Genomic DNA, 22,031 nt, shown 5'->3' on the forward strand with positions numbered 1-22,031 from the left:
CGCACTGGCCGGGGCCAGTTGAATGTTGCGGGCAGCGCGCGTGGAGGGTGGCCTCGGCGCGTAGCGACAGCCCGCCAAGGCCAACTTCCCTGTACCGGCTTACTGCCCATCCTGCATCCACGAATTACCGCGGTAGGTTGGGTTGAGCCACGCGAAGCCCAACAGGTATCAATGCACCGCTTTGTCGGGCTTCGCCGCAAGGCGGCTCAACCCAACCTACAATACGGACTTATTGACTCGGCATCATGCATCCATGAATTACCGGTAGATTGGGTTGAGCCACGCGAAGCCCAACAGGTATCAATGCACCGCTTACACCCCCAAGCCCTTCGTGCGCAAAGCGTTTGCCAAGGTGAGCAAGGTGTTCACCGACAAGGCATCGGGCAAGGACACCCAGCGCCCCCAGCTCGAAGCGCTGCTGAGCTTCGTCCGCGAAGGCGATACAGTGGTGGTGCACAGCATGGATCGGCTGGCCCGCAACCTCGATGACCTGCGTCGCTTGGTACAGAAGCTGACTCAGCGCGGCGTGCGCATCGAGTTCCTGAAGGAGGGCCTGGTGTTCACCGGCGAGGACTCGCCGATGGCCAACCTCATGTTGTCGGTCATGGGGGCCTTCGCCGAGTTCGAGCGCGCCCTGATCCGTGAGCGGCAGCGCGAAGGCATCGCCCTGGCCAAGCAGCGCGGCGCGTACCGGGGCCGCAAGAAGGCCCTGTCCGACGAGCAGGCTGCTACCCTGCGGCAGCGGGCGGCTGCCGGCGAGCCCAAGGCGCAGCTTGCCCGCGAGTTCAACATCAGCCGGGAAACCCTCTACCAGTACCTCCGCACGGACGACTGATACATGCCGCGTCGCTTGATCCTCTCGGCCACGGAGCGGGACACCCTGCTTGCGTTGCCGGAAAGCCAGGATGACCTGATCCGCTACTACACCTTCAACGATTCCGACCTGTCGCTGATCCGTCAGCGGCGCGGCGACGCCAACCGCCTGGGCTTCGCGGTGCAGCTCTGCCTGCTGCGCTACCCCGGCTATGCGCTGGGCACCGACAGCGAGCTGCCCGAGCCGGTCATCCTGTGGGTGGCCAAGCAGGTTCAGGCCGAGCCGGCGAGCTGGGCGAAGTACGGCGAGCGGGACGTGACTCGCCGCGAGCACGCCCAGGAACTGCGCACCTACCTGCAACTGGCTCCATTCGGCCTGTCGGACTTCCGCGTCCTGGTGCGCGAATTGACCGAGCTGGCCCAGCAAACCGACAAGAGCTTGCTGCTGGCCGGTCAGGCGCTGGAGAGCCTGCGGCAGAAGCGGCGCATCCTGCCGGCGCTGAGCGTGATCGACCGGGCCTGCTCGGAGGCCATTGCGCGGGCCAATCGGCGGGTCTACCGCGCCCTGGTCGAACCACTCACGGACTCGCATCGGGCCAAGCTGGACGAGCTGTTGAAGCTCAAGGCCGGCAGCAGCATCACCTGGTTGACCTGGCTGCGACAGGCACCGCTGAAACCCAACTCCCGGCACATGCTTGAACACATCGAGCGGCTGAAGACATTTCAGCTGGTGGACTTGCCCGAAGGCCTGGGCCGGCACATCCACCAGAACCGCCTGCTCAAGCTGGCCCGCGAGGGTGGGCAGATGACGCCCAAAGACCTCGGCAAGTTCGAGCCGCAGCGACGTTACGCGACCCTGGCCGCCGTGGTGCTGGAGAGCACCGCGACCGTGATTGATGAACTGGTCGATTTGCATGACCGTATCCTGGTCAAGCTGTTCAGCAGCGCGAAGCACAAGCATCAGCAGCAGTTCCAGAAGCAGGGCAAGGCGATCAACGACAAGGTGCGCCTGTACTCAAAAATCGGCCAGGCTCTGCTGGAAGCCAAGGAAAGCGGCAGCGATCCCTACGCGGCCATCGAGGCGGTGATTCCCTGGGATGAGTTCACCGAGAGCGTCAGCGAGGCCGAGCTGCTGGCCCGGCCGGAGGGCTTCGATCATCTGCACCTGGTCGGCGAGAACTTCGCCACCCTGCGCCGCTACACGCCGGCCCTGCTGGAGGTACTGGAACTGCGCGCCGCACCGGCCGCGCAAGGCGTGCTGGCAGCCGTGCAGACCCTGCGCGAGATGAACGCCGACAACTTGCGCAAGGTGCCGGCCGATGCGCTCACAGACTTCATCAAGCCGCGCTGGAAGCCGCTGGTGATCACCCCGGAAGGCCTCGACCGGCGCTTCTACGAAATCTGCGCCCTGTCCGAACTGAAAAATGCCCTGCGCTCCGGCGACATCTGGGTCAAAGGCTCGCGGCAGTTCCGCGACTTCGACGACTATCTGCTGCCGGCAGAGAAGTTCGCCGCGCTCAAGCACGAGCAGGCCCTGCCCCTGGCGATCAACCCGAACAGCGACCAGTACCTGGAAGAGCGTTTACAGCTGCTGGACGAGCAGTTGGCCATCGTCACCCGCCTGGCCAAGGACAACGAGTTGCCCGATGCCATCCTCACCGAGTCCGGGCTGAAGATCACCCCACTGGATTCTGCGGTGCCGGATCGGGCGCAGGCGCTGATCGACCAGACCAGCCAGTTGCTGCCGCGCATCAAGATCACCGAACTGCTGATGGACGTGGACGACTGGACGGGCTTCAGCCGCCACTTCACCCACCTGAAGGACGGTGCCGAGACCAAAGACCGGACGTTGCTGCTGTCCGCAATCCTCGGTGATGCGATCAACCTCGGGCTGACCAAGATGGCCGAGTCGAGCCCCGGCCTGACCTACGCCAAGCTGTCCTGGCTGCAAGCCTGGCACATCCGCGACGAAACCTACTCGGCGGCCCTGGCCGAGCTGGTCAACCACCAGTACCACCATGCCTTCGCCGCCCACTGGGGCGACGGCACCACCTCATCCTCCGATGGCCAGCGCTTCCGCGCAGGCGGCCGGGGCGAAAGCACCGGGCACGTCAACCCGAAGTACGGCAGCGAGCCGGGACGGCTGTTCTACACCCACATCTCCGACCAGTACGCGCCGTTCAGCACCCGCGTGGTGAATGTCGGCGTGCGCGATTCCACCTATGTGCTCGACGGCTTGCTGTACCACGAGTCCGATCTACGGATCGAGGAGCACTACACCGACACGGCCGGCTTCACCGATCACGTCTTTGCCCTGATGCACCTGCTGGGCTTCCGCTTCGCGCCACGCATCCGCGACCTCGGCGAAACCAAACTGTACGTGCCGCAGGTCGTGCAGGCCTACCCGACGCTGCGCCCGCTGATCGGCGGCACCCTGAACATCAAGCACGTCCGCGCCCATTGGGACGACATCCTGCGCCTGGCCAGCTCGATCAAGCAGGGCACGGTCACCGCCTCGCTGATGCTGCGCAAGCTCGGCAGCTATCCGCGCCAGAACGGCCTGGCCGTGGCCCTGCGCGAGCTGGGCCGGATCGAGCGCACGCTGTTCATCCTCGACTGGTTGCAGAGCGTCGAGCTGCGCCGCCGCGTGCATGCCGGATTGAACAAGGGGGAAGCGCGCAACTCCCTGGCCAGGGCGGTGTTCTTCAACCGCCTCGGTGAGATCAGGGATCGGAGCTTCGAGCAGCAGCGCTATCGGGCCAGCGGCCTCAACCTGGTGACGGCGGCTATCGTGCTGTGGAACACAGTGTATCTGGAACGCGCCACCCAGGGGCTGGTCGAGGCTGGTAAGCCGGTGGACGGCGAGCTGCTGCAATACCTGTCGCCGCTGGGTTGGGAACACATCAACCTAACCGGCGATTACGTCTGGCGGCAGAGCCGCCGGCTTGAAGACGGGAAGTTCAGGCCGCTACGGTTGCCCGGAAAACCTTAGCGTACGATTTTTTCCGTTTTCTCTATTCGCCCCTAACCCAGGGCTCTATGCTGGACTGCCAGCTCGAAACCAAGATCGTTTCCACTGTGCCCGGCATGACTACCTGCTACACAACTCGGGACATTTACTCGACCAATGGCCGCGTTGTGCTGCTGGATCGTGGCTCCAAGGTCGTCGGCCAGTACCAGGGCGGCATGACTCAGGGCCAGGCGCGAATCTTCGTCCTGTGGACGCGGGTTGAAACGCCTACCGGCGTCGTTATCAACCTCGATTCGCCAGGCGCTGGCCCACTTGGCGAAGGCGGTCTAGGTGGCTGGGTGGATACCCATTTCTGGAAGCGTTTCGGCGGGGCAATCATGTTGAGCATGATTGGCGATGTGGGCGACTTCCTGTCTAACAAGGCGTCGCAGGGCGATTCAGACCGGATCACCTTCGATAACACTTCGGATAGTAGCCAGGATATGGCCGCTACCGCGCTCGAAAACACTATTAACATCCCACCGACCCTGTACAAGAACCAGGGCGAGCGGTTGCAAATCTTCGTCGCACGCGACCTTGATTTCAGCGGAGTATATAACCTTGAACGCAGCAACTAGCTTAGCCCTTGGGCGCGACGCCACGGTTAATCAGCTCATGCGGCCTATCGTGCCGCACCTGGAGCGTGGTGATGTGGTCGAGGTCACTATCAATCGCCCCGGCGAGCTGTGGGCAAAAACCTTTCAAGGCTGGGAACCTGTCAAGGTTCCCGAGCTGACCATGCCCTACCTCAAGAGCCTGGCGAACGCTATCGCCGTGTTCAACGGCATTTCCCTGGCCAGCATCACGTCTGTGGTGCTGCCAGGCGGGCAACGCGGCCAGATTGTCCTGCCGCCTGCCTGCATCGACGACACGCTGTCGCTTTCCATCCGAAAGCATTCGCTGGTGGTCAAGACGCTCGATGAGCTGGACGCCGAGGGTGCTTTCGAGTCCTTCGATGACGTGAGTTTCAACAAGCCAACGGCTGCCGAGGCGGCAGCCCTGGTGCTGAAGCGCGACTTCACTCGCCTGACGCCTGCCGAGGCCGAGCTGTTGGCCTTGAAGCGCGAAGGTCGCATGCGTGACTTCCTCGACCTGTGCGTCCAGTCGCACCGAAACATCATCATTGCGGGCAAGACTGGATCGGGCAAAACCACGTTCGCCAGGTCGCTGATTGAGCGCGTGCCCAACAGTGAGCGCCTAGTCACCATCGAGGACGTTCACGAACTGTTCCTGGAGAATCACCCGAACCGCGTTCACATGATTTATGGGTACGGCAAGGGCCGCGTCTCTGCGGTCGAAGCGCTGCGTTCCTGCATGCGTCAGTCGCCGGATCGAATCTTTCTGGCTGAGCTGCGCGGCGATGAAGCATGGGAGTACCTGGGCAGCCTCAACACGGCGCACCCTGGTTCGATCACCACTACGCACGCGAACAACGCTATCCAGACCTTCCAGCGTGTCGGCACCTTGATCAAACAGTCTGAGGTCGGGCGCGTGCTCGATCTGGATATGATCAACCGGACGCTCTTCAGCACGATTGACGTGGTGCTGTACTTCTCCGACCGGAAGCTCTGCGAAGTGTTCTATGACCCCGTGTTTGCCAAAGAGCAAATGCGCTGACGGAAAGGAAGCCGTTCGCCTTTGGCCTAACGGTTGCGCCACCTGCTTAGTGGTGGGCAGCTCGGGGCATCCGAGCACCATTTTTTCAGCATGACCAGGAGGCACCAATGAATAACCCAGCTCTCGACGCAAACCAGGTTCGTGCGCTGCACGTTCTTGGTCAGACCCTGGCGCAGATTCGCTCTCTCGCCCGTGCCCAAGGCTCCCCAGCCGACCGCTTGAACGCCATAGGCGCGCTTGCCGACGCTATGCACAACGTCCCTATGACGGTCGCCCATCCCGACCGCTACGACGCTTCCGAGATTGGCAGCGCCATCAGCGCCGTTGCTGCCATTCATCGCAAGCAAGGCGCAGCCGCTGCTGCCGCCTCTCTCGCTGCCAGCGGGCATCTGGAGTCGAATCTATGATTTCGTGCGCTGGCTGCGCCATTTCGGGCGCATTCGGGCCTGAAGCACAGGCGCGTTCTATCGAGGCACTGCCTACCGTGCTTTTGCTTGTCGTCGTCTGTGTTGTGGTTGTTTCTGGGGTTATGCCGAGATAAGGCAAAAATTAGGACATTCGCTCTGTAAGCCAATGATTTAAAAGATCATTCTGGATCTTATGACTTACTGACCAACCACCGTCTGGCTAGACGTCTATGCTGATGCTTTTGCCTTGCTTGTGGGGTGTGCTCAATGGCATCGGTGGAAAGAACAGCCTATCCGGTCTTGCCCAGTCAGCTACCAGCCAAGGAGCTTCATCGAAGCTATTCCCTGTCTGATTCAGAGATCGAATGGGTCAACAACACCGCTAAGAGTCCAGCGCTCTCGATTGGGCTGGCAGTCCAGTTAAAGGTGTTTCAGCAACTGCACTATCTGGTGGAACTGGAAGACGCAACCCCTGAACAACTCTTCATCTCGGCTGTGCTTCCAACCCGCCAACAGGTGCCCAATCGTGTGAGGGTCTTTCTCGACCGGCTGGAGGCTGTTCTGAGCGATTCGAAGTGATCGCTATTGGCCGATCGAGACGGGAGCTGCTGGAGCTCCCGTATATGGATGTGAACGTGGGTGTGAACATTCTTTATCAGGATTACCGCCCTTCGAGTTTTTTCACCACTTCGTCGGTAGTCATCACACCGTTGGCGATATAGCGGAAGTTGACCAACGCGCTACCGTATCCGTCGCCATCAGGCAGCTTCGGTCCGGCCACCGCATCACGCACGACGATGACTTCAAAACCCCGTTCGAGGAACTCACGAAGGTGCGACTCAACGCACAGGTTGGAGGCCATGCCGGCCAGGACGATTTTGTCGATGCGCTGTTTGCGCAATTGCAGCATCAGGTCGTTGCTTTGCGGTCCGTACAACTTGTGTGGTGAGGCGATGATGGTCTTGCCGTCTTCGATGAAGGGCTTGAACTCCTGCATGAAATCGGCCCCCGAGTTACGGAACCCATCGAGCGTCAAGGCACCTTTGCGATCGAACAGCCCGAGCTTGTGCTGCACGGACTCTGCTGGCGCCTCAAACTCCCATTTGTGATCGTGGGGATAGTAGTAGTGGGGTGAGATGGCTACGGTTGCTCCGGCCTGCTTGAACGCTTTGAACAGTTGGTTCAGGTGCGGCACCAGTTTTTGCTCGGTGACGCTCTCACCGAAGACCGCCCAGCCGGCACCGTCTTTACTCATGAAGTCGATCTGCGGGTCGATCACCACCAAAGCGGTGCGACTGGAATCCCACTCGAAAGTGGAAGCCGGGAGCGCCGGCTTGACCGGGTCAGCATACGGGTCTTCGGCGGCGTTGCCCATGCCGGGGGCCATCAGTAACGCGGCCAGCAACGGGGCGCAGGCGAGAAATTTACCGGGACGAATGTTGAAGGTCATTTGCAAGTCCTCATGCATGTTTAGTGCATTCAAGGTACGTTGCGAGGTCCCGGCGCAATGGACATTTTTCCTTGGCTTTCGGACAAGAAGCGCGGCACCTGGCGTGCGCCAGCGGCATGACAACTGTGATGACCTTAGAGGTGGCAACCGCGTACCATGACGCCATCACTCGGACTTCGGGCGTTTCGTTCATGCAGCGTCATATCTGTTTTCTGGTTTACTCAGGCTTTGTCCTGCTTGATCTGAGCGGCCCGCTCGAAGCCTTCAGTAACGCCAATCGTGGACGTCCCTCAAGCTATCGATTCACCATTGCCTCACTGGAGGGCGGATTGATCGAAGCGTCGAGTGGGCTGCAGATTGCAACTGAAGCGATACAGGCTGTCGAGCGCTTCGATACGCTCATCATTGTCGGCGCGCCAACCGCGCCGATCGATGACAGGATGCCCTCATTGGCCGCGATCATACGGCAGATATCCGCGAACTCACGTCGCACGGCGAGTGTGTGTACGGGCGCCTTTTTGCTTGCCGAGAGCGGTTTGCTCGATGGCCGCGTGGCCACCACCCACTGGAACTATGCGCCGCAGTTGCAAGCGCGATACCCGTTGCTGCAGGTCAATGGAGACAGAATCTGGACCGAAGACGGCAATGTCTGGACGTCCGCGGGCATGTCGGCGGGTATCGATATGACCCTGGCCATGATTGAGCAAGACCTGGGCAAGGAAGTGTCGCGGTCCGTCGCGCGCATGCTGGTGGTTTATTATCAGCGGCCAGGGGGGCAGTACCAGTTTTCTTCGTTGCTGGATTTTGACCCGGGCTCGGACCGAATCCGTGCGGTGCTCACGTATGCGCGCGATCACCTGCATGAAGATTTGCCCGTTGAACGTCTGGCCGACGTTGCCAATATGAGCGTGCGCCAGTTTGGCCGCGTGTTTGCGGCGGCTATCGGCGTGACGCCCTCCAAAGCGGTCGAACGTCTACGTATTGAGTCGGCACGGCCGTTGGTTGAGGACAGCAACCAGACGTTCGAGGGGATAGCCAGGCGCTGCGGATTCGGCGATGCCGATCACATGCTTCGCAGTTTCATGCGTGTGGTCGGACGCACGCCACAAGAGCTGCGGCGCAGTAGCCGACAGGCAAAACTCGATGGTTCCAGGGTATGAGTCAGGCGCAATGCCCGGGCACCGATTAATGCGTGAAGCAGCGCGAAACGACTCTTGTACGTCGATGACAATGAGTGCAGTTTTCTGAGCGGACATTGTGGCATTCCTCAGCGGTTTAGGAGGTTACGAGGTTAGCCATGCTGCACATTGCCAGAAATGCCTGAGGCAGACGAAATCAGGACATTTCACGCCAATCAATCGTAGGCGAAATGAAACACCACCGGCGATTATGAATCTGGTTGTGTTCACCTGTTGAATCCAGAGCCGATTGCTGTCACCCATGGATGACTGCTTCTGGCCGATAGTTGCCCGCTGTCACCGGCTGCAATCGGCCAGCAGCGGACAGTGAGTGGCAGCCCCGGGTAGGGCTGCCTGACGAAGCGTCAGATCACGCGTTTGATGCTGATGTAGTCGCCCTGAGTTCGCAGGGTGACGGTCACCGGTTTGCTAGTGCGATTACGCCAGAACCAACCGTGCTTGCCATCGAATGCGGCCTCCAGAACACCTGTATCTTCTGGCGTTGAGCGTCCCTTCCCGTAGCCGTGATAGAAGTCGCGCGGCGCGTTGTAAGGATCGCCGTGGGTATCGTAGTTAACGACGCCGCCATTGGCAGTCCAGCTGTAGTTCACCTTGGCACCTTGCTTCATTTCCAGCTTCACTTCGGCGCCCTGGTTCGGGCTCAAGGTGATGCTCATTTCATGCTGCAGGGCAGCCTGCTCAGGCGCAGCCGGTTGCTCCGGAGCGGGAATGACCTCGGCAGGAGTGGCCGGGGTAGTGGCAGGGGCTGCAGGTGCTGCGGCGATATTTTCAGCTGGCAGCGGAGTTGGCGTCTGAGCTGCGGCCTCATCGGCGCGGGCCTCTTCAGCCAGCTGGATCTTCACCTCACCCATCTGTGTGAGACCCAGTGCTCGGCCCACGCCAGTGGGATCGATCGCATACTCCGAAGGCATCACCACGGTAACCAGAAGCACGCAGGCAATGATTGCCGCGATGATCGTGGAGCGCAGTAGCTGTGCTGTCGAGGGGAGTTCGTTGAGGGTCGGAAGCTTGGTATTGAACATAAAAAGAATTCCTTACTGAGAGACGATCAGGCCGGTGATCTGGTAGCCCATGAGCAAGAAGCCGGCGCTCATCATGGCAACGTTGGCGGTGTAGGCATGGCGCCAGAAGCTGGCAGTACGTCGCCAGTAGCCCATCAGAATGAGAATGCCGCCAAGGGCCAGTAGCTGGCCGATCTCGACACCTACGTTGAAGGCAATCAGGTTGGCGATCAGGCCATCAGGAGAAATCTCGAACTCCTGGATCTTGGTGGCCAGACCGAAACCATGAAGCAGGCCGAAGATCAGCGTTGCTGCGCGGGTATCGGGCTGGTACCCAAACCAGCGCTGGAAGGCGCCGAGGTTATCCAGGGCCTTGTACACGACCGAAAAGCCGATGATCGCGTCGATCACATACGAGCTGATGCTGATGTTGCTAAGCACTCCAAAGAGCAGAGTGATCGAATGGCCAACTGCGAACAGCGTGACGTACAGCCCTACGTCCTTCAGACGGTAGAGAAAGAAGATCACGCCGAACAGGAACAGCAGATGGTCGTAGCCGGTGATCATGTGTTTGGCACCCATGTAGATGAAGGGCACCAACATCACGCCGGTACTTTCCTGGATGAAGCCCTTGTCTCCTTCGGGAACTCCGTGGGCCAGCGCCTCAGGCATGACTGCCATCAGTAGAGCGAGGGTAAGCAAGGGCAGAAAGAGTGATCGACGCAGGCGTGCGATCAGCGCCGTTGCCCTGCTTAGGGGAAGCGAATTCATAACGATTTCCTAGGCTGTAGTGGTCTGGGGCCGCGAGGCGGCCGGTTTCAGAGCACGAACCTAGAGCGTGGTGGCCGTTCGATCAGGTAGATCGGCACTTCAGGGACAATTGCCCGCAACGAGCTGGGAGGGGTTTCCCGCTCGGGGCGTGACAGTAGTGTCAACGCCGACCCGAGATAGGGGATCTCATGGCTATGGTCAGCTGCATGTTTGTGGCTCGGGAATGCCGGCGCGTCCACGTCATGGGAATGACCATGGGACACAGCGCCAGAGTAATCCCCCGGTATCAGCGGTGCTTTGATGGCGGCCAGCGAATGCCCTACCCAGGCCAATAGCAAGGCCAGTATCAATGCGATAACGGGTTTCTTCGAGGCACTACGGCGAGCCATTTTCCTATGTCTTGCAGCTTGCAAAGGACCAACAGGGTCGTTTGACCGTATCCCCCCAGGGGGGATAGGATGCGAGCGTAAATCATCGAGGCATAGGACTCAAGGCATGAGCGATCACGAACACAGCCATGGCCACCGACACCAAAGCCACAGCGATGTCATGAAGCGCCTGAAACGCGCCGAGGGCCATCTGCGCAGCATCATCACCATGATCGAGGATGGCCGTGAGTGCGTGGATATCGCGCAGCAGCTGCATGCCGTGGAGAAGGCCGTATGCCAGGCCAAGCGCACTCTGATTCAAGATCACATCGATCACTGCCTGGAGCACACGATGGACGCCCTCGCTACTGGCGAGCGCACCTCCCTTGAAGACTTCAAGCAGATCACGAAGTACCTGTAGGTATCACCATGTCGAGCTTTGCCGAATTGCTGCAGCAGGGTGCGTCTCACGCCTGGCTGTACTTCCCCAGCGCCATCCTCCTAGGGGCATTGCATGGCCTGGAGCCAGGCCACTCGAAGACCATGATGGCGGCCTTCATCGTAGCCATCCGCGGCACCGTGAAGCAGGCGGTATTGCTGGGGCTGGCGGCAACCATTTCGCACACCGCGGTGGTCTGGCTGGTGGCCATGGGCGGCATGTATCTGGGCCAGAACCTGAATGCTGAAACGACTGAACCCTATTTCCAGCTCGCGTCCGCCGCGATCATCATCACCATCGCGCTCTGGATGCTGTGGCGAACCTGGCGTGGCGAACAGATGTGGCGTTTCGAAGAAGGTGATCATGCGCATGATCACCACCATGACGAGCTTCGCCGAATCGATACCGGACACGGGCGAATCGAACTCTCGATCTTCGAGGAAGGGGTTCCCCCGCGCTGGCGTCTGCGCACTCTGACTGGTCACTCTTGGCCAGCAGAAGACGTGAATCTGTCGACGACGCGTCCTGATGGGACAGCTCAGCTGTTCCGCTTTGTGCATCGCGGCGAATACCTGGAATCGGTCGCGGAAATTCCAGAGCCTCATCAGTTCACCGCGCGTCTGAGCCTTGGCCACGCGGGCCATTCGCACGACTATGACCTCGATTTCCATGAGCACGACCACGGCCACGACCATTCCGATCTGCAGGGCCTGGAGCTGTCGCTGGAGGGATACCAGGATGCCCATGAGCGAGCCCACGCCAACGACATCCGCAACCGCTTCAATAACCGCAACGTCACTACAGGCCAGATCATCCTGTTCGGCCTTACCGGAGGACTGATCCCCTGTCCTGCCGCGATTACGGTGCTGTTGCTATGCCTGCAGGTGAAGGAAGTCGCACTCGGGGCTGTTCTGGTGCTGTGCTTTAGTGTCGGCCTGGCGTTGACGCTGGTATCCGTCGGCGTAGCTGCTGCGGTGGGCGCTCGCCAGGCCTCCAACCGGTGGCCATGGCTGGGAGCGGTCGCGCGTCGCGCGCCCTACCTCTCGAGCATGCTCATTATTGGGGTCGGTATCTACGTCGGTGTTCATGGCTGGATCGGTCTGACCGCCTAAATGTGGGAGCTATCAGGCTACCTGGGCCTACTCCTCGCGGCCTTCAGTGCCGCGACTTTGATCCCTGCACAGTCCGAGGCAGTGCTCACCGGCCTGCTGATAAGTGGCAACTACTCGGTGGTCATGCTGTTGGTGGTGGCTACGGCAGGAAACGTTCTGGGTTCCGCGCTCAACTGGCTGCTCGGTCTCTACATTGAGCGCTATCGGCACAGACGCTGGTTCCCGGTCAGTGACGACAAGCTGGCCCGCGCGCAGCGGGCCTACCACCGCTACGGCCGTTGGTCACTGCTGCTGAGCTGGGTACCGATCATTGGCGACCCGCTGACCCTGATTGCCGGTGTCATGCGCGAACCCTTCTGGAGCTTCTTTTTGATCGTGCTGCTGGCCAAGGCGGCTCGATACCTGGTGCTCACCGTGGTGACCCTCGGGATCATGGGGTAATGCGCTCGACCAGCCTGGATCTCGTCAAATGGCTCGCCATGCTGACAATGGTCATAGACCACCTGCGCTATCTCTGGCCCGAAGCAACAGCATGGCTTTTCGTGGTTGGACGCTTCGCCTTTCCGCTGTTCTGCCTTGGCATCGCCGCCAATGTGTCGCGTTCCCACCCAGGAGATCTGTACAGCGAAAATAACTTTCGCTACTTGAGTTGGATTCTGGCCTTCAGCCTCATATCCGAGATGCCGTATCGGGCGCTGTCCGAGATGAGCAATACGCTGAATGTGATGCCGACACTGATGTTGGGGCTCATAGTTGCTTGGAGCGTCCATCACAGCGATCGTACAGGCTTGGTGCTGGGGCTATTCACGCTGACCGTTTCGATAGTGCTGCATGATCGGCTGATGTACGGCGCGTTTGGCGTCCTGCTGCCGGCGACCATGGTGCTGGCAGTGCAGCGCCCCTGGATTACCTGGCTCATACCTGCAGTCTTCAGCGTGTTGGCCAATAGCCGTGACGGCTGGATCGGAGCTGGTCCCTTTGGCACCTGGTGGGCCATGGCCACGACCTTTGCGGCTCCGCTGGTTGGCCTGTGGCTATTGCGGCAGAAAATCACCCAACACATATGGCCAGTGGGGCGCTGGGGTTACTACTTCTACCCCGGCCATCTAGCGGTGCTGGCGTTGCTTCGTGTGGCTCTCTGACCGAACGATCAAAATTCCCTTGCTCAATGCAGGCCTTTTGCCATAATCCGGAGCGTGACCTAGATCACATATAAGAGCCAATCGAAACGGAGTTTGAACATGAAGAAGCTTTCTGCCGCCCTGATCGCCACCGTGATTGCCCTGTCCTCCGCCGCTGCCATTGCCCATAGCGGCGGTACCGACTCGAAGGGCTGCCATACCAACCACTCCACAGGGGCGTACCACTGCCATTGATTAAGGCAGCGCTGGTCGCCTCTCGCGAGGCGGCCAGAACCAGATGGCTAGACCAAATCGCACACCGGCTGCTTGGCTTCACGCCACCCTGCAAAGCCGTCGACGAGATACCGCGCATCCAGTCCCATCGCCCAGAGAGTAGCGGCACACCCTTGGCTGATTTCATGCCCATGCGCGCAGTAAAGAATCACGGGGCGATCCCGTGGCACCTGATCCTTCCAGGAAAAAAGCAGTTCGGGGTCCTGCCATTTCGCGTTGGCGATCTGTGCCCCGTCGGCGTTGCGCACGATGGCTCGGCGCACATCGAGCAGCTCAAAGCTGCGACCTGCAGCCTGCCACTCAGCGAGCTCGCGAATCGATATGCGCTCCATAACCCCTCCCTAACGCAGCAGGTGGATAGCCAATCCCACAAGAGCACATCCCACCAACACTTGGATGACTCCACGCTTGAAGCGGAACAGCGCCACCGCGGCACCGACAGCGATCAACGCCGAGGGCCAGTCGAAGCTGCCTGCAAAGCCCTCAGGCCACAGCACGTGATAACCGAAGAACAGCGCGAGGTTGAGGATGACGCCTACCACCGCGGCAGTAATGCCGGTCAACGGAGCGGTGAACTTCAGCTCGTTGTGCGTGGACTCCACCAGCGGCCCGCCGGCGAGGATGAACAGGAACGAGGGCAGGAAGGTAAACCAGGTTACGAGGCTGGCCGCCACGGCACCGGCAAGGAATGCCTGCTCTGGCCCGAAGACCTGGTGCACATAGGCGCCAACGAACCCCACGAACGCCACCACCATGATCAGCGGCCCCGGGGTGGTCTCGCCCAATGCCAGGCCATCGATCATCTGGGGGGGTGTCAGCCAGCCGTAATGGCCTACCGCGCCCTGATAGACATACGGCAGTACTGCATAAGCGCCGCCGAAGGTGAGTAGAGCGGCCTTGGTAAAGAACCACCCCATCTGGGTCAGGGTGCCCTCCCAACCATACAGGACGGTCAGCAGCCCCATAGGCAAGGCCCACAGCACGGCGCCTACTCCAACCAGCAGAGCTAGGTGCGACCAGCGGAAGCGCGCATGCGCCGGCGGTGGCGTGTCGTCGTCGATCAACGCCGGCCCATAGGACTGTTTGGATGCCCCATGCCCACCACCGACGCTGAACTTGTCAGGTGCATACCGCCCGCCCAGATAGCCGATAAGAGCGGCCCCCAGAACGATCAAGGGGAAAGGGATATTGAGCGCAAAGATCGCCACAAAGGAGGCTGCAGCGATAGCCCAAAGCCAGTTGTTCTTCAGCGCGCGTGAACCGATACGGTGGGCAGCCTGCACAACGATGGCGGTGACGGCGGGCTTGATGCCGTAGAACAATCCCGCCACCACAGGCACTTCGCCGAAAGCGATGTAGACCCAGGACAGGGCAATCAGGATGAACAGTGAGGGCAGCACGAACAGTGCGCCGGCGATCACCCCACCCCAGGTGCGATGCATGAGCCAGCCAATATAGGTAGCCAACTGCTGAGCCTCCGGGCCTGGCAGGAGCATGCAGTAGTTCAATGCATGCAGAAAGCGGCGCTCCGAGATCCAGCGCCGCCTCTCCACCAGTTCCTGGTGCATGATCGAGATCTGCCCAGCCGGGCCACCGAAGCTGATGAAACCGAGTTTCAGCCAGAACAGAAATGCCTCGAATAGGCCAACTTTCTCTACCCTGCCCTGGTCTTGCTCAGTCGCTTGCATAGCTGTCTCACTCATCACTCTGTCCTTCCTTGCTGAATGCAGCCAGCAACCCATCGAAGATGGCGCAGGCCGCAGCCAATAACTGATCGTCGTTCTCGATGCTGGCTCGCAGTCCAGCCAGTACGCGCTCTACACCTGTCGCTTCTGTGGGTTGCGCGCCCCCCACATCCAGGTAATGAACCAGTGCCCCTAAGCGCTGCAGCCCTGGAGCCTCCAGCCCGAAGCTAGCCATAAGGGTCTCGAAGGTGACCTTGTTGCCGACATGGCTGAACCGGGCACCATCAAAATCGAACCCAAGTGCTTCCGCAGGACATGCATCAGGAGAGGGAAGCCAGAGGATGCTGGCACCTGGATCGATGAAGCGGCGGATCAGCCAGGCGCTGGCCAGGCGGTCTACCCAGGGGCGCTGGCGAGTCGCCCAGGTTCGCCCTTCGTAGTCCCGCGGATCGAGCTGCTCGATGGCTTGCTCATGGCTGGTGGGCTCATCCTTGGAAAGCGCCCGGTTGATGGCCACTTCGAGATCACGCAGCAGCGCGTCTGTCTGTTGCAAAGGTTCGCCCGGAAAGAAGTCGATCGACTGGATCTGAGCGAACGACTTGCGCAACTTGCGGGCCTGGCGAGCAGTCGCCAGTGCATTCTCAGGAGTCAGCTGGGCCAGTTGGGGCTCAACCTCCGAGCGCAACCTGGCGTAGTCGTCGCCACGATCAAAGAGAGGTATGAAGCGCTCACCCTGGGGATCAGTGACCGGCAGGAGCGACGCCGAGCCACCGCTATCCAGCACGTCACGCTCGACGGACTCCAGTACCTCACGACTAGCCGAGCCATCTGGCAGGAGATAAACCCCATCGCGTAGCACCGCAGCCCCAGCGCTTTTCAACGTGCGCCAAGCGCGCATTCGCTCGGCGGCATTTGCCGTAGGCAGTGCCATCACGAGACATAGCCAATTAATCAATGTAACGATCTCACGAAATTTGTTCGATTGCTACATTACCTAGAGGTTGCTGAATTGGGAACTGGGAAGTTAGCCCTGCTGGGCGGAGTGGTATGCGATTTTCGCCGCCTCCGATTCAGAATGTCCGCTTATGGCCGCTAGTGTGCGCTCTCTTGCTTGGATGGCATTACGTTCTGGCCCAACGTTACTGTAGCGAATCCGCAGCAGTATCAATCAAAGCCTCCTGTATCCCGCGTGAAGAAAGACGCTACGTTGCGCCCGTTCTTCCACGGCTTCGCTTGCCGCCCCGCTACGGCAGATTCGAAGCATTCATCGAAATGTCATCATTTAGAAGCAGTGCGTTAACAAGGAATTTCTACCCTTTGCATCGCGAACCGCAATTGTGCGGCCAGCAATATTGCGAAAGGTGATCAAATGACGCCCCATCCGATACAGGACGCCGTGCTGCGGGTCGACCGGTTGAGCGTCGTCTACCCAGGCGGCGTGACAGCCCTACGCGATACCTCGATTGCATTTCGGCGTGGTGAGTTCACCGTGCTGCTTGGTCTCTCGGGCGCAGGCAAGTCGACCTTGCTCCGTAGCCTCAATCGACTCGTCACGCCCACTCGCGGCAGTGTCACCAGCGAGCTCGGTGAGCTCGGCAGCGGCTCAGCCTTGCGTCAGCATCGTCGGCGTACCGCCATGATCTTTCAGCACCACCAGCTAATCGAACGTCAAAGCGCACTGGCTAATGTGCTTACCGGTCGGCTGGCCTTTCACAACACGCTCCGCTCGCTGTTTCCTCTGCCGCGTGCCGATCAGGAGATTGCGCTCAGTTGCCTCGCTCGGGTCGGTCTGGCAGACAAGGCGCTAAGCCGGGTGGACAAACTGTCCGGTGGCCAGCAGCAGCGGGTAGGCATCGCGCGTGCGCTAGCGCAACAGCCCGCGATCATTCTTGCCGATGAGCCGGTAGCCAGTCTCGACCCGGCCACTTCGGTCCGTGTTCTCGGACTGCTGCGCGACATCTGCAAGGAAGACGGCATCACCGCCATCGTTTCGCTGCATCAACTCGAATATGCCCGCCGCTTCGCCGATCGCGTCGTCGGGCTGGCCGATTCTCAGATCGTTTTCGATGCCGCGCCCTCGGAACTCACCGATGCGCAGCTTGAGCGCATCTATGCAGGCCGCTCTACGACTCAGCCAGCAACTGCTCCGGCTGAAACCCCTGTCATGCTCGCACCTTCACTGGAGATGTCCCGATGAAACGCTTATCCGCTCTCTTATTGACCTGTTTGCTGTCCGCTGTTTCAAGTCTGTCCGCCGTAGCGGCCGATGCCGATCCGGATGTGCTAAAGGTTGCGCTGCTGCCGGACGAAAACGCCTCGGAGTTGATCAAGCGAAACCAGCCGCTGAAGGATTATCTGGAAGAGCATCTGGACAAGAAGGTGCAGCTGATCGTAACCACCGACTATTCCTCGATGATTGAGGCGATGCGCTTTGGCCGTATCGACCTGGCGTATTTCGGTCCGCTGTCCTACGTCATGGCCAAAAGCAAAAGCGACATCGAGCCCTTCGCTGCCATGGTCATCGACGGCAAGCCGACCTATCGCTCAGTGATTATCGCCAATGTGGCGTCAGGCGTGAATGAGTATGCCGACCTTAAGGGCAAGAAGATGGCCTATGGTGACCGGGCATCGACGTCCAGCCATCTGATTCCCAAAACCGTGCTTCTTGAGACGGCCGAGCTGACGGGTGGGCAGGACTACGAACAACATTTTGTGGGCACGCATGACGCCGTTGCCGTCAACGTGGCGAACGGAAACGCCGATGCGGGTGGGCTGTCGGAGGTAATTTTCAATCAAGTAGCCGAACGTGGCCTAATCGATCCGAGCAAGGTGAAAGTACTTGGTTACAGCGGCGAATATCCCCAATACCCCTGGGCGATGCGCTCGAACCTGAGCCCCGAGCTGAAAACCAAGGTGCGGGATGTATTCGTCGGTATCGACGATCCCGAAGTGCTGCGCAACTTCAAAGCCGAGGCCTTCGCGCCAATCACCGACGCCGACTACGATGTGATTCGCAACATGGGATCGCTGCTCGGCCTCGACTTCGCCACGATGTGAGCACCGATATGTCTACTCATCATGACGTGCAGGCGCTGCCTGCAGAGCAACGCGAGCACATCCTTCGAGGCTTCGGCCTCGGTTGGTGGCGCCAGCTGGGGCAGGTGGCAATTGTACTCGGAGTGGTGCTGTTGGCCTGCTGGTACGTGGGGCTGCTCGATGCCACCACGCTGCTGAACGGGCTGCCCTCCATCGCGACCCTGGCAGGCGAGGCCATGCCGCCAGACTTTTCGGGCTATCGAAGCTGGATTCGCCCGTTGATCGACACGCTGGCGATGAGCATCGCCGGCACGGCCATCGCAGTGGTGTTCTCGCTGGTGGTGGCCTTCGTTGCAGCGCGCAATACGGCGCCGCACCCCCTTGTGTTCGGTGTTGCCCGGGTGCTGCTCAATGCCCTGCGGTCGGTGCCGGAGCTGATCATGGGCATCATCTTCGTTGCAGCCGTAGGGTTCGGCGCCTTGCCGGGCGTGCTTGCCCTGGGTCTGCATTCGATCGGCATGGTCGGCAAGTTCTTCGCCGAGGCCATCGAGCACGTCGACGAAGCGCCGGTGGAAGCCGCTCGGGCGGCGGGGGCTACGCCGATGCAAGTGCTGCTGCACGCGGTTTTGCCACAGGTGACTCCGCAGTTCGCCGACGTGGCGATCTACCGCTGGGAATACAACTTTCGCGCCTCCACCGTGATGGGCATGGTTGGCGCCGGCGGTATCGGCTTCGAACTCATGGGCTCGCTGCGCATCATGCAGTACCAGGAGGTTGCAGCAATCCTGCTGGTCATCCTGGCCATGGTCACGCTAGTAGACGCCTTCAGTGGCGTGCTGCGCAAACGTTTCAAATAGGACAAACCATGCTGCCGAAACTCGTTATAACTCACCGAGTACACGATGAGATCCTGCAACTGCTGGCGCCACATTGCGAGCTGATGACCAACCAGAGCGACAGCACGCTGACGCGCGAGGAAATTCTGCGCCGCTGCCGCGATGCTCAGGCGATGATGGCGTTCATGCCCGATCGGGTCGATGCAGAATTTCTCCAAGCCTGCCCCGAGCTGCGTGTGGTCGGCTGCGCGCTCAAGGGCTTCGACAATTTCGATGTGGACGCCTGTACTGCCCGCGGGGTCTGGTTGACCTTCGTGCCTGATCTGTTGACGGTCCCGACTGCCGAGCTGGCGATCGGACTGGCGGTGGGGCTGGGGCGGCATCTGCGCGCAGCAGATGCGTTCGTCCGCTCTGGCGAGTTCCAGGGCTGGCAACCACAGTTCTACGGCACGGGGCTGGATAACGCGACGGTCGGCATCCTTGGCATGGGCGCCATCGGACAGGCCATGGCTGAGCGCTTGCAGGGATGGGGCGCGACCCTGCAGTACCACGAGGCGAAGGCTCTGGATACACAAACCGAGCAACGGCTCGGCCTGCGCCAGGTGGCGTGCAGCGAACTCTTCGCCAGCTCGGACTTCATCCTGCTGGCGCTTCCCTTGAATGCCGATACTGAGCATCTGGTCAACGCCGAGCTGCTTGCCCTCGTACGGCCGGGCGCTCTGCTTGTAAACCCCTGTCGTGGTTCGGTAGTGGATGAAGCCGCCGTGCTCGCGGCGCTTGAGCGAGGCCAGCTCGGCGGGTATGCGGCGGATGTATTCGAAATGGAAGACTGGGCTCGCGCGGACCGGCCGCGGCTGATCGATCCTGCGCTGCTCGCGCATCCGAATACGCTCTTCACTCCGCACATAGGGTCGGCAGTGCGCGCGGTGCGCCTGGAGATTGAACGTTGTGCAGCGCAGAGCATCATCCAGGCGTTGGCAGGTGCGCGCCCAATCAACGCTGCGAACCGTCTGCCCCAGGCCGAGCCTGCCGCATGTTGAATCCGGTCTGGCTGAAGAGCCTGGTAGCGATCGTTCAAACAGGCAGTTTTCAGAGCGCGGCGAGGGCGTTGGGGCTGGCCCAGCCGACGGTGTCGCAGCACTTGCAGAAGCTTGAAGAGCAGGTCGGCGTAACGCTGGTGCAGCGCAGTCGTAGCGGCTGCCAGCCTACCACACGTGCGCTGGCCTTCATGCCGCATGCGACCGCCTTGCTCGACATGCACGCCCGGGCGCTAGAAGCCCTGCATGGAAATAGTGAGCGCGTCGGGGCCAGCTCCAACATCGGCACCTACCTTCTCCAGCCATTCGTGCGCAGCTATCTGACGACCGCAAATGAGAGGGGCGAGGTGGATCTGCGCATCGCCGCCAACCCGGATGTGGCCGACCAGCTACTGGCGGGCCAGCTCGACGCCGCGATCATGGAATGGTGGCTACCTCACCCCGACTTCGAACACCGCCTCTGGCGGGTCGAGCCGCTGGTACTTATCGTCAGCCCCGACCATCCGCTGGCTGAAGCAGGGTGCATAGAACGCGATCGTCTGGTGGACCTGCCGATGCTGGGAGGTGAACCGGGTAGCGGTACCGGACGGCTTCTGACCGAATACTTTGGCGAGCTGGGCGTGCCTCGCAGCGGTATGCAGCTAGGCAGCACCGAGGCAATCAAACAAGCAGTCAGGGCGGGACTCGGCGTGTCGTTGGTGATGGCTTCCGCAGTACAAGACGAAGTTCGCAGTGGCGCGCTGGTAGCTCTTCCCATCCCGGGGCTTGAAAAGCGTCTCCAACTGATCTGGCGCAAACCGCCCGGAAATCTGCACCCGCCGGGATTTGTGCGGCACTTATTGGCCGGTTAGCGACCACCGTTCAGGCTAGCCATTCTTGTCCTCCCACACGTGGAGGACTTGCTATGAACATCATCGCTACCTGCAGCCGCCAGCCCTGGAACAAAGGAAAACTGGTCGGACAGAAAACCCCACTCCGACTGAGAGATATCTGGGCCATCCGAGTAAGGCTTCAAATTGCAGAAAGAACTCGGGATCTGGCTCTCTTCGACCTGGCCATCGACAGCAAGCTTCGAGCCTGCGACTTAACCAAGCTCCGTGTGCGGGACGTTGCCCATGGTGAGCAGGTGTCATCACGAGCAATAGTGATGCAGCAGAAAACACAGCGGCCAGTGCAGTTCGAGATCACTGAGCAAACTCGGGCGGCGCTCGCGGCTTGGATACATCAAGTACAGCTCCGCGGCGAGGACTACCTGTTCCCGAGTCGACTGCATAACTCAGACCATCTATCCACTCGTCAGTACGCCCGTATCGTCAAAGGCTGGGTGAAAGCCATTGGCCTTGACCCAGCCATGTATGGCACTCACACAATGAGACGCACGAAGGCATCACTGATCTATCGCAGGACGAAGAACCTGCGGGCCGTTCAACTGCTGCTCGGCCATACGAAGCTGGAGAGCACCGTTCGATATCTGGGAATTGAGGTCGATGACGCCTTGGAAATGGCGGAACAGACCGAAGTGTGACCATGTGTAGCGACGGCCAAAGTCAGGCCGTCGCTAACCGGCCAAGAGCTGCCCGAGTGCGAACTGACTCGATCTAGTTGACTCAAGCGTTCATTGCCCCAGAGCAATCAGCGAGGCGTGGACTGAATGACGGCTGTTGCGGCTCTATGATGAAACCTGCCTGATATCCAACACGACCCAGACCTCATACCCTTTCTCCCGTGCTGCTTTCTCGGCCTCGAGTTGGGCAGCGAGAGTACTGATGGAACGGGAGCGGTGCTCGAAGCGGAATGGCGAACCACCGTTCTTGCGCACGCTCAATTCAACGAGT

Annotated in this window: 21 protein-coding genes and 3 pseudogenes; 18 read left to right on the forward strand and 6 right to left on the reverse strand. The window is 60.4% G+C overall.

All coding sequences use genetic code 11. From position 1 onward, the window contains the following. Positions 1-358: 358 nt before the first annotated feature. From BM198_RS25870 to BM198_RS30325, 6 genes and pseudogenes are all read left to right on the forward strand, one after another. A pseudogene (locus tag BM198_RS25870) lies at positions 359-835 on the forward strand (recombinase family protein); the annotation flags it as partial. Between the two features lie 3 nt (positions 836-838). Then, the gene (locus BM198_RS25875) at positions 839-3,805 is read left to right on the forward strand and encodes a Tn3-like element TnAs1 family transposase (protein ID WP_043246808.1); all 2,967 of its coding nucleotides are present in this window, start codon (positions 839-841) and stop codon (positions 3,803-3,805) included. A 44-nt stretch (positions 3,806-3,849) separates the two neighbouring features. Continuing rightward, a pseudogene (gene virB10 / locus BM198_RS25880) lies at positions 3,850-4,401 on the forward strand (type IV secretion system protein VirB10); the annotation flags it as partial. Continuing rightward, a complete protein-coding gene (virB11, locus tag BM198_RS25885) occupies positions 4,385-5,440 on the forward strand; it encodes a P-type DNA transfer ATPase VirB11 (RefSeq protein ID WP_034011925.1) in 1,056 nt (351 codons plus the stop codon). The pseudogene virB10 and the gene virB11, both read left to right, overlap by 17 nt. 107 nt (positions 5,441-5,547) lie before the next feature. Then, positions 5,548-5,847, forward strand: coding sequence for a hypothetical protein (locus tag BM198_RS25890; protein WP_034011926.1), 300 nt, complete (start codon positions 5,548-5,550; stop codon positions 5,845-5,847). Positions 5,848-6,114: 267 nt separating this feature from the next. Then, positions 6,115-6,324, forward strand: a pseudogene (locus BM198_RS30325) (DUF4158 domain-containing protein); the annotation flags it as partial. Positions 6,325-6,508: 184 nt separating this feature from the next. On the opposite strand, the gene BM198_RS25900 reads toward BM198_RS30325, so the two are convergent. Next, the gene (locus tag BM198_RS25900) at positions 6,509-7,297 is read right to left on the reverse strand and encodes a cysteine hydrolase family protein (RefSeq protein ID WP_101516799.1); all 789 of its coding nucleotides are present in this window, start codon (positions 7,295-7,297) and stop codon (positions 6,509-6,511) included. 71 nt (positions 7,298-7,368) lie between these two features. Between BM198_RS25900 and BM198_RS25905 the strand changes: the two genes are divergently transcribed. Further along, positions 7,369-8,457, forward strand: a complete 1,089-nt coding sequence (locus BM198_RS25905; protein WP_228291970.1) for a GlxA family transcriptional regulator — start codon at positions 7,369-7,371, stop codon at positions 8,455-8,457. Positions 8,458-8,840: 383 nt separating this feature from the next. Here BM198_RS25905 and BM198_RS25910 read toward each other — a convergent pair whose 3' ends face one another. Continuing rightward, positions 8,841-9,518: a hypothetical protein gene (locus BM198_RS25910; RefSeq protein ID WP_033985546.1), complete on the reverse strand. Its 678-nt coding sequence runs from the start codon at positions 9,516-9,518 to the stop codon at positions 8,841-8,843. A 12-nt stretch (positions 9,519-9,530) separates the two neighbouring features. After that, positions 9,531-10,268, reverse strand: coding sequence for a HupE/UreJ family protein (locus BM198_RS25915; RefSeq protein WP_033985547.1), 738 nt, complete (start codon positions 10,266-10,268; stop codon positions 9,531-9,533). 495 nt (positions 10,269-10,763) lie between these two features. Between BM198_RS25915 and BM198_RS25925 the strand changes: the two genes are divergently transcribed. The 5 genes from BM198_RS25925 to BM198_RS29905 all read left to right on the forward strand — a co-directional run bounded on the left by BM198_RS25925 (position 10,764) and on the right by BM198_RS29905 (position 13,563). After that, a complete protein-coding gene (locus BM198_RS25925) occupies positions 10,764-11,057 on the forward strand; it encodes a metal-sensing transcriptional repressor (RefSeq protein WP_003246772.1) in 294 nt (97 codons plus the stop codon). 8 nt (positions 11,058-11,065) lie between these two features. Continuing rightward, entirely contained in the window at positions 11,066-12,187 is a 1,122-nt protein-coding gene (locus BM198_RS25930; protein ID WP_033985550.1) for a nickel/cobalt efflux protein RcnA, read from the forward strand. Continuing rightward, positions 12,188-12,628 carry a YqaA family protein gene (locus BM198_RS25935; RefSeq protein WP_033985552.1) on the forward strand — a complete coding sequence of 147 codons (441 nt, stop codon included), beginning with the start codon at positions 12,188-12,190 and terminating at the stop codon, positions 12,626-12,628. Next, the gene (locus BM198_RS25940) at positions 12,628-13,329 is read left to right on the forward strand and encodes a TraX family protein (RefSeq protein ID WP_033985554.1); all 702 of its coding nucleotides are present in this window, start codon (positions 12,628-12,630) and stop codon (positions 13,327-13,329) included. The genes BM198_RS25935 and BM198_RS25940 overlap by 1 nt, the downstream gene beginning before the upstream one ends. A 99-nt stretch (positions 13,330-13,428) precedes the next feature. Beyond that, complete coding sequence (locus BM198_RS29905; protein WP_021489078.1) at positions 13,429-13,563, forward strand: YHYH domain-containing protein; 135 nt, start codon at positions 13,429-13,431, stop codon at positions 13,561-13,563. Between the two features lie 47 nt (positions 13,564-13,610). Here the strand turns inward: BM198_RS29905 and BM198_RS25945 are convergent, their stop codons facing one another. From BM198_RS25945 to BM198_RS25955, 3 genes are read right to left on the reverse strand one after another with little or no spacing between them, the layout of a single operon-like run. Then, a complete protein-coding gene (locus tag BM198_RS25945; RefSeq protein ID WP_033985556.1) occupies positions 13,611-13,934 on the reverse strand; it encodes a rhodanese-like domain-containing protein in 324 nt (107 codons plus the stop codon). Positions 13,935-13,943: 9 nt separating this feature from the next. Next, entirely contained in the window at positions 13,944-15,305 is a 1,362-nt protein-coding gene (gene chrA / locus BM198_RS25950; RefSeq protein WP_034012868.1) for a chromate efflux transporter, read from the reverse strand. Beyond that, a complete protein-coding gene (locus BM198_RS25955; protein ID WP_243715899.1) occupies positions 15,298-16,242 on the reverse strand; it encodes a chromate resistance protein ChrB domain-containing protein in 945 nt (314 codons plus the stop codon). Before BM198_RS25955 ends, chrA begins: the two co-directional genes overlap by 8 nt. Positions 16,243-16,656: 414 nt before the next feature. On the opposite strand from BM198_RS25955, the gene phnC reads away from it, so the two are divergent. The 6 genes from phnC to BM198_RS25985 are packed head-to-tail and all read left to right on the forward strand — an operon-like array spanning position 16,657 to position 21,721. Further along, on the forward strand, positions 16,657-17,484 hold the full coding sequence (gene phnC, locus BM198_RS25960; RefSeq protein ID WP_003117867.1) for a phosphonate ABC transporter ATP-binding protein: 828 nt from the start codon (positions 16,657-16,659) through the stop codon (positions 17,482-17,484). Next, positions 17,481-18,344 (forward strand): phosphate/phosphite/phosphonate ABC transporter substrate-binding protein, encoded by an 864-nt coding sequence (phnD, locus tag BM198_RS25965; protein WP_003117866.1) that lies wholly within the window; start codon positions 17,481-17,483, stop codon positions 18,342-18,344. Before phnC ends, phnD begins: the two co-directional genes overlap by 4 nt. Before the next feature lie 8 nt (positions 18,345-18,352). Next, positions 18,353-19,180, forward strand: coding sequence for a phosphonate ABC transporter, permease protein PhnE (phnE, locus tag BM198_RS25970; protein WP_003298907.1), 828 nt, complete (start codon positions 18,353-18,355; stop codon positions 19,178-19,180). A gap of 8 nt (positions 19,181-19,188) precedes the next feature. Continuing rightward, complete coding sequence (ptxD, locus tag BM198_RS25975) at positions 19,189-20,199, forward strand: phosphonate dehydrogenase PtxD (protein ID WP_003152798.1); 1,011 nt, start codon at positions 19,189-19,191, stop codon at positions 20,197-20,199. Next, a complete protein-coding gene (locus BM198_RS25980) occupies positions 20,193-21,047 on the forward strand; it encodes a LysR family transcriptional regulator (RefSeq protein ID WP_031653268.1) in 855 nt (284 codons plus the stop codon). The genes ptxD and BM198_RS25980 overlap by 7 nt, the downstream gene beginning before the upstream one ends. 53 nt (positions 21,048-21,100) lie before the next feature. After that, positions 21,101-21,721 (forward strand): tyrosine-type recombinase/integrase, encoded by a 621-nt coding sequence (locus tag BM198_RS25985; RefSeq protein ID WP_003118388.1) that lies wholly within the window; start codon positions 21,101-21,103, stop codon positions 21,719-21,721. Positions 21,722-22,031: the final 310 nt, after the last annotated feature.

This window comes from Metapseudomonas otitidis (assembly GCF_900111835.1).
Taxonomy (GTDB): Bacteria; Pseudomonadota; Gammaproteobacteria; order Pseudomonadales; family Pseudomonadaceae; genus Metapseudomonas; species Metapseudomonas otitidis.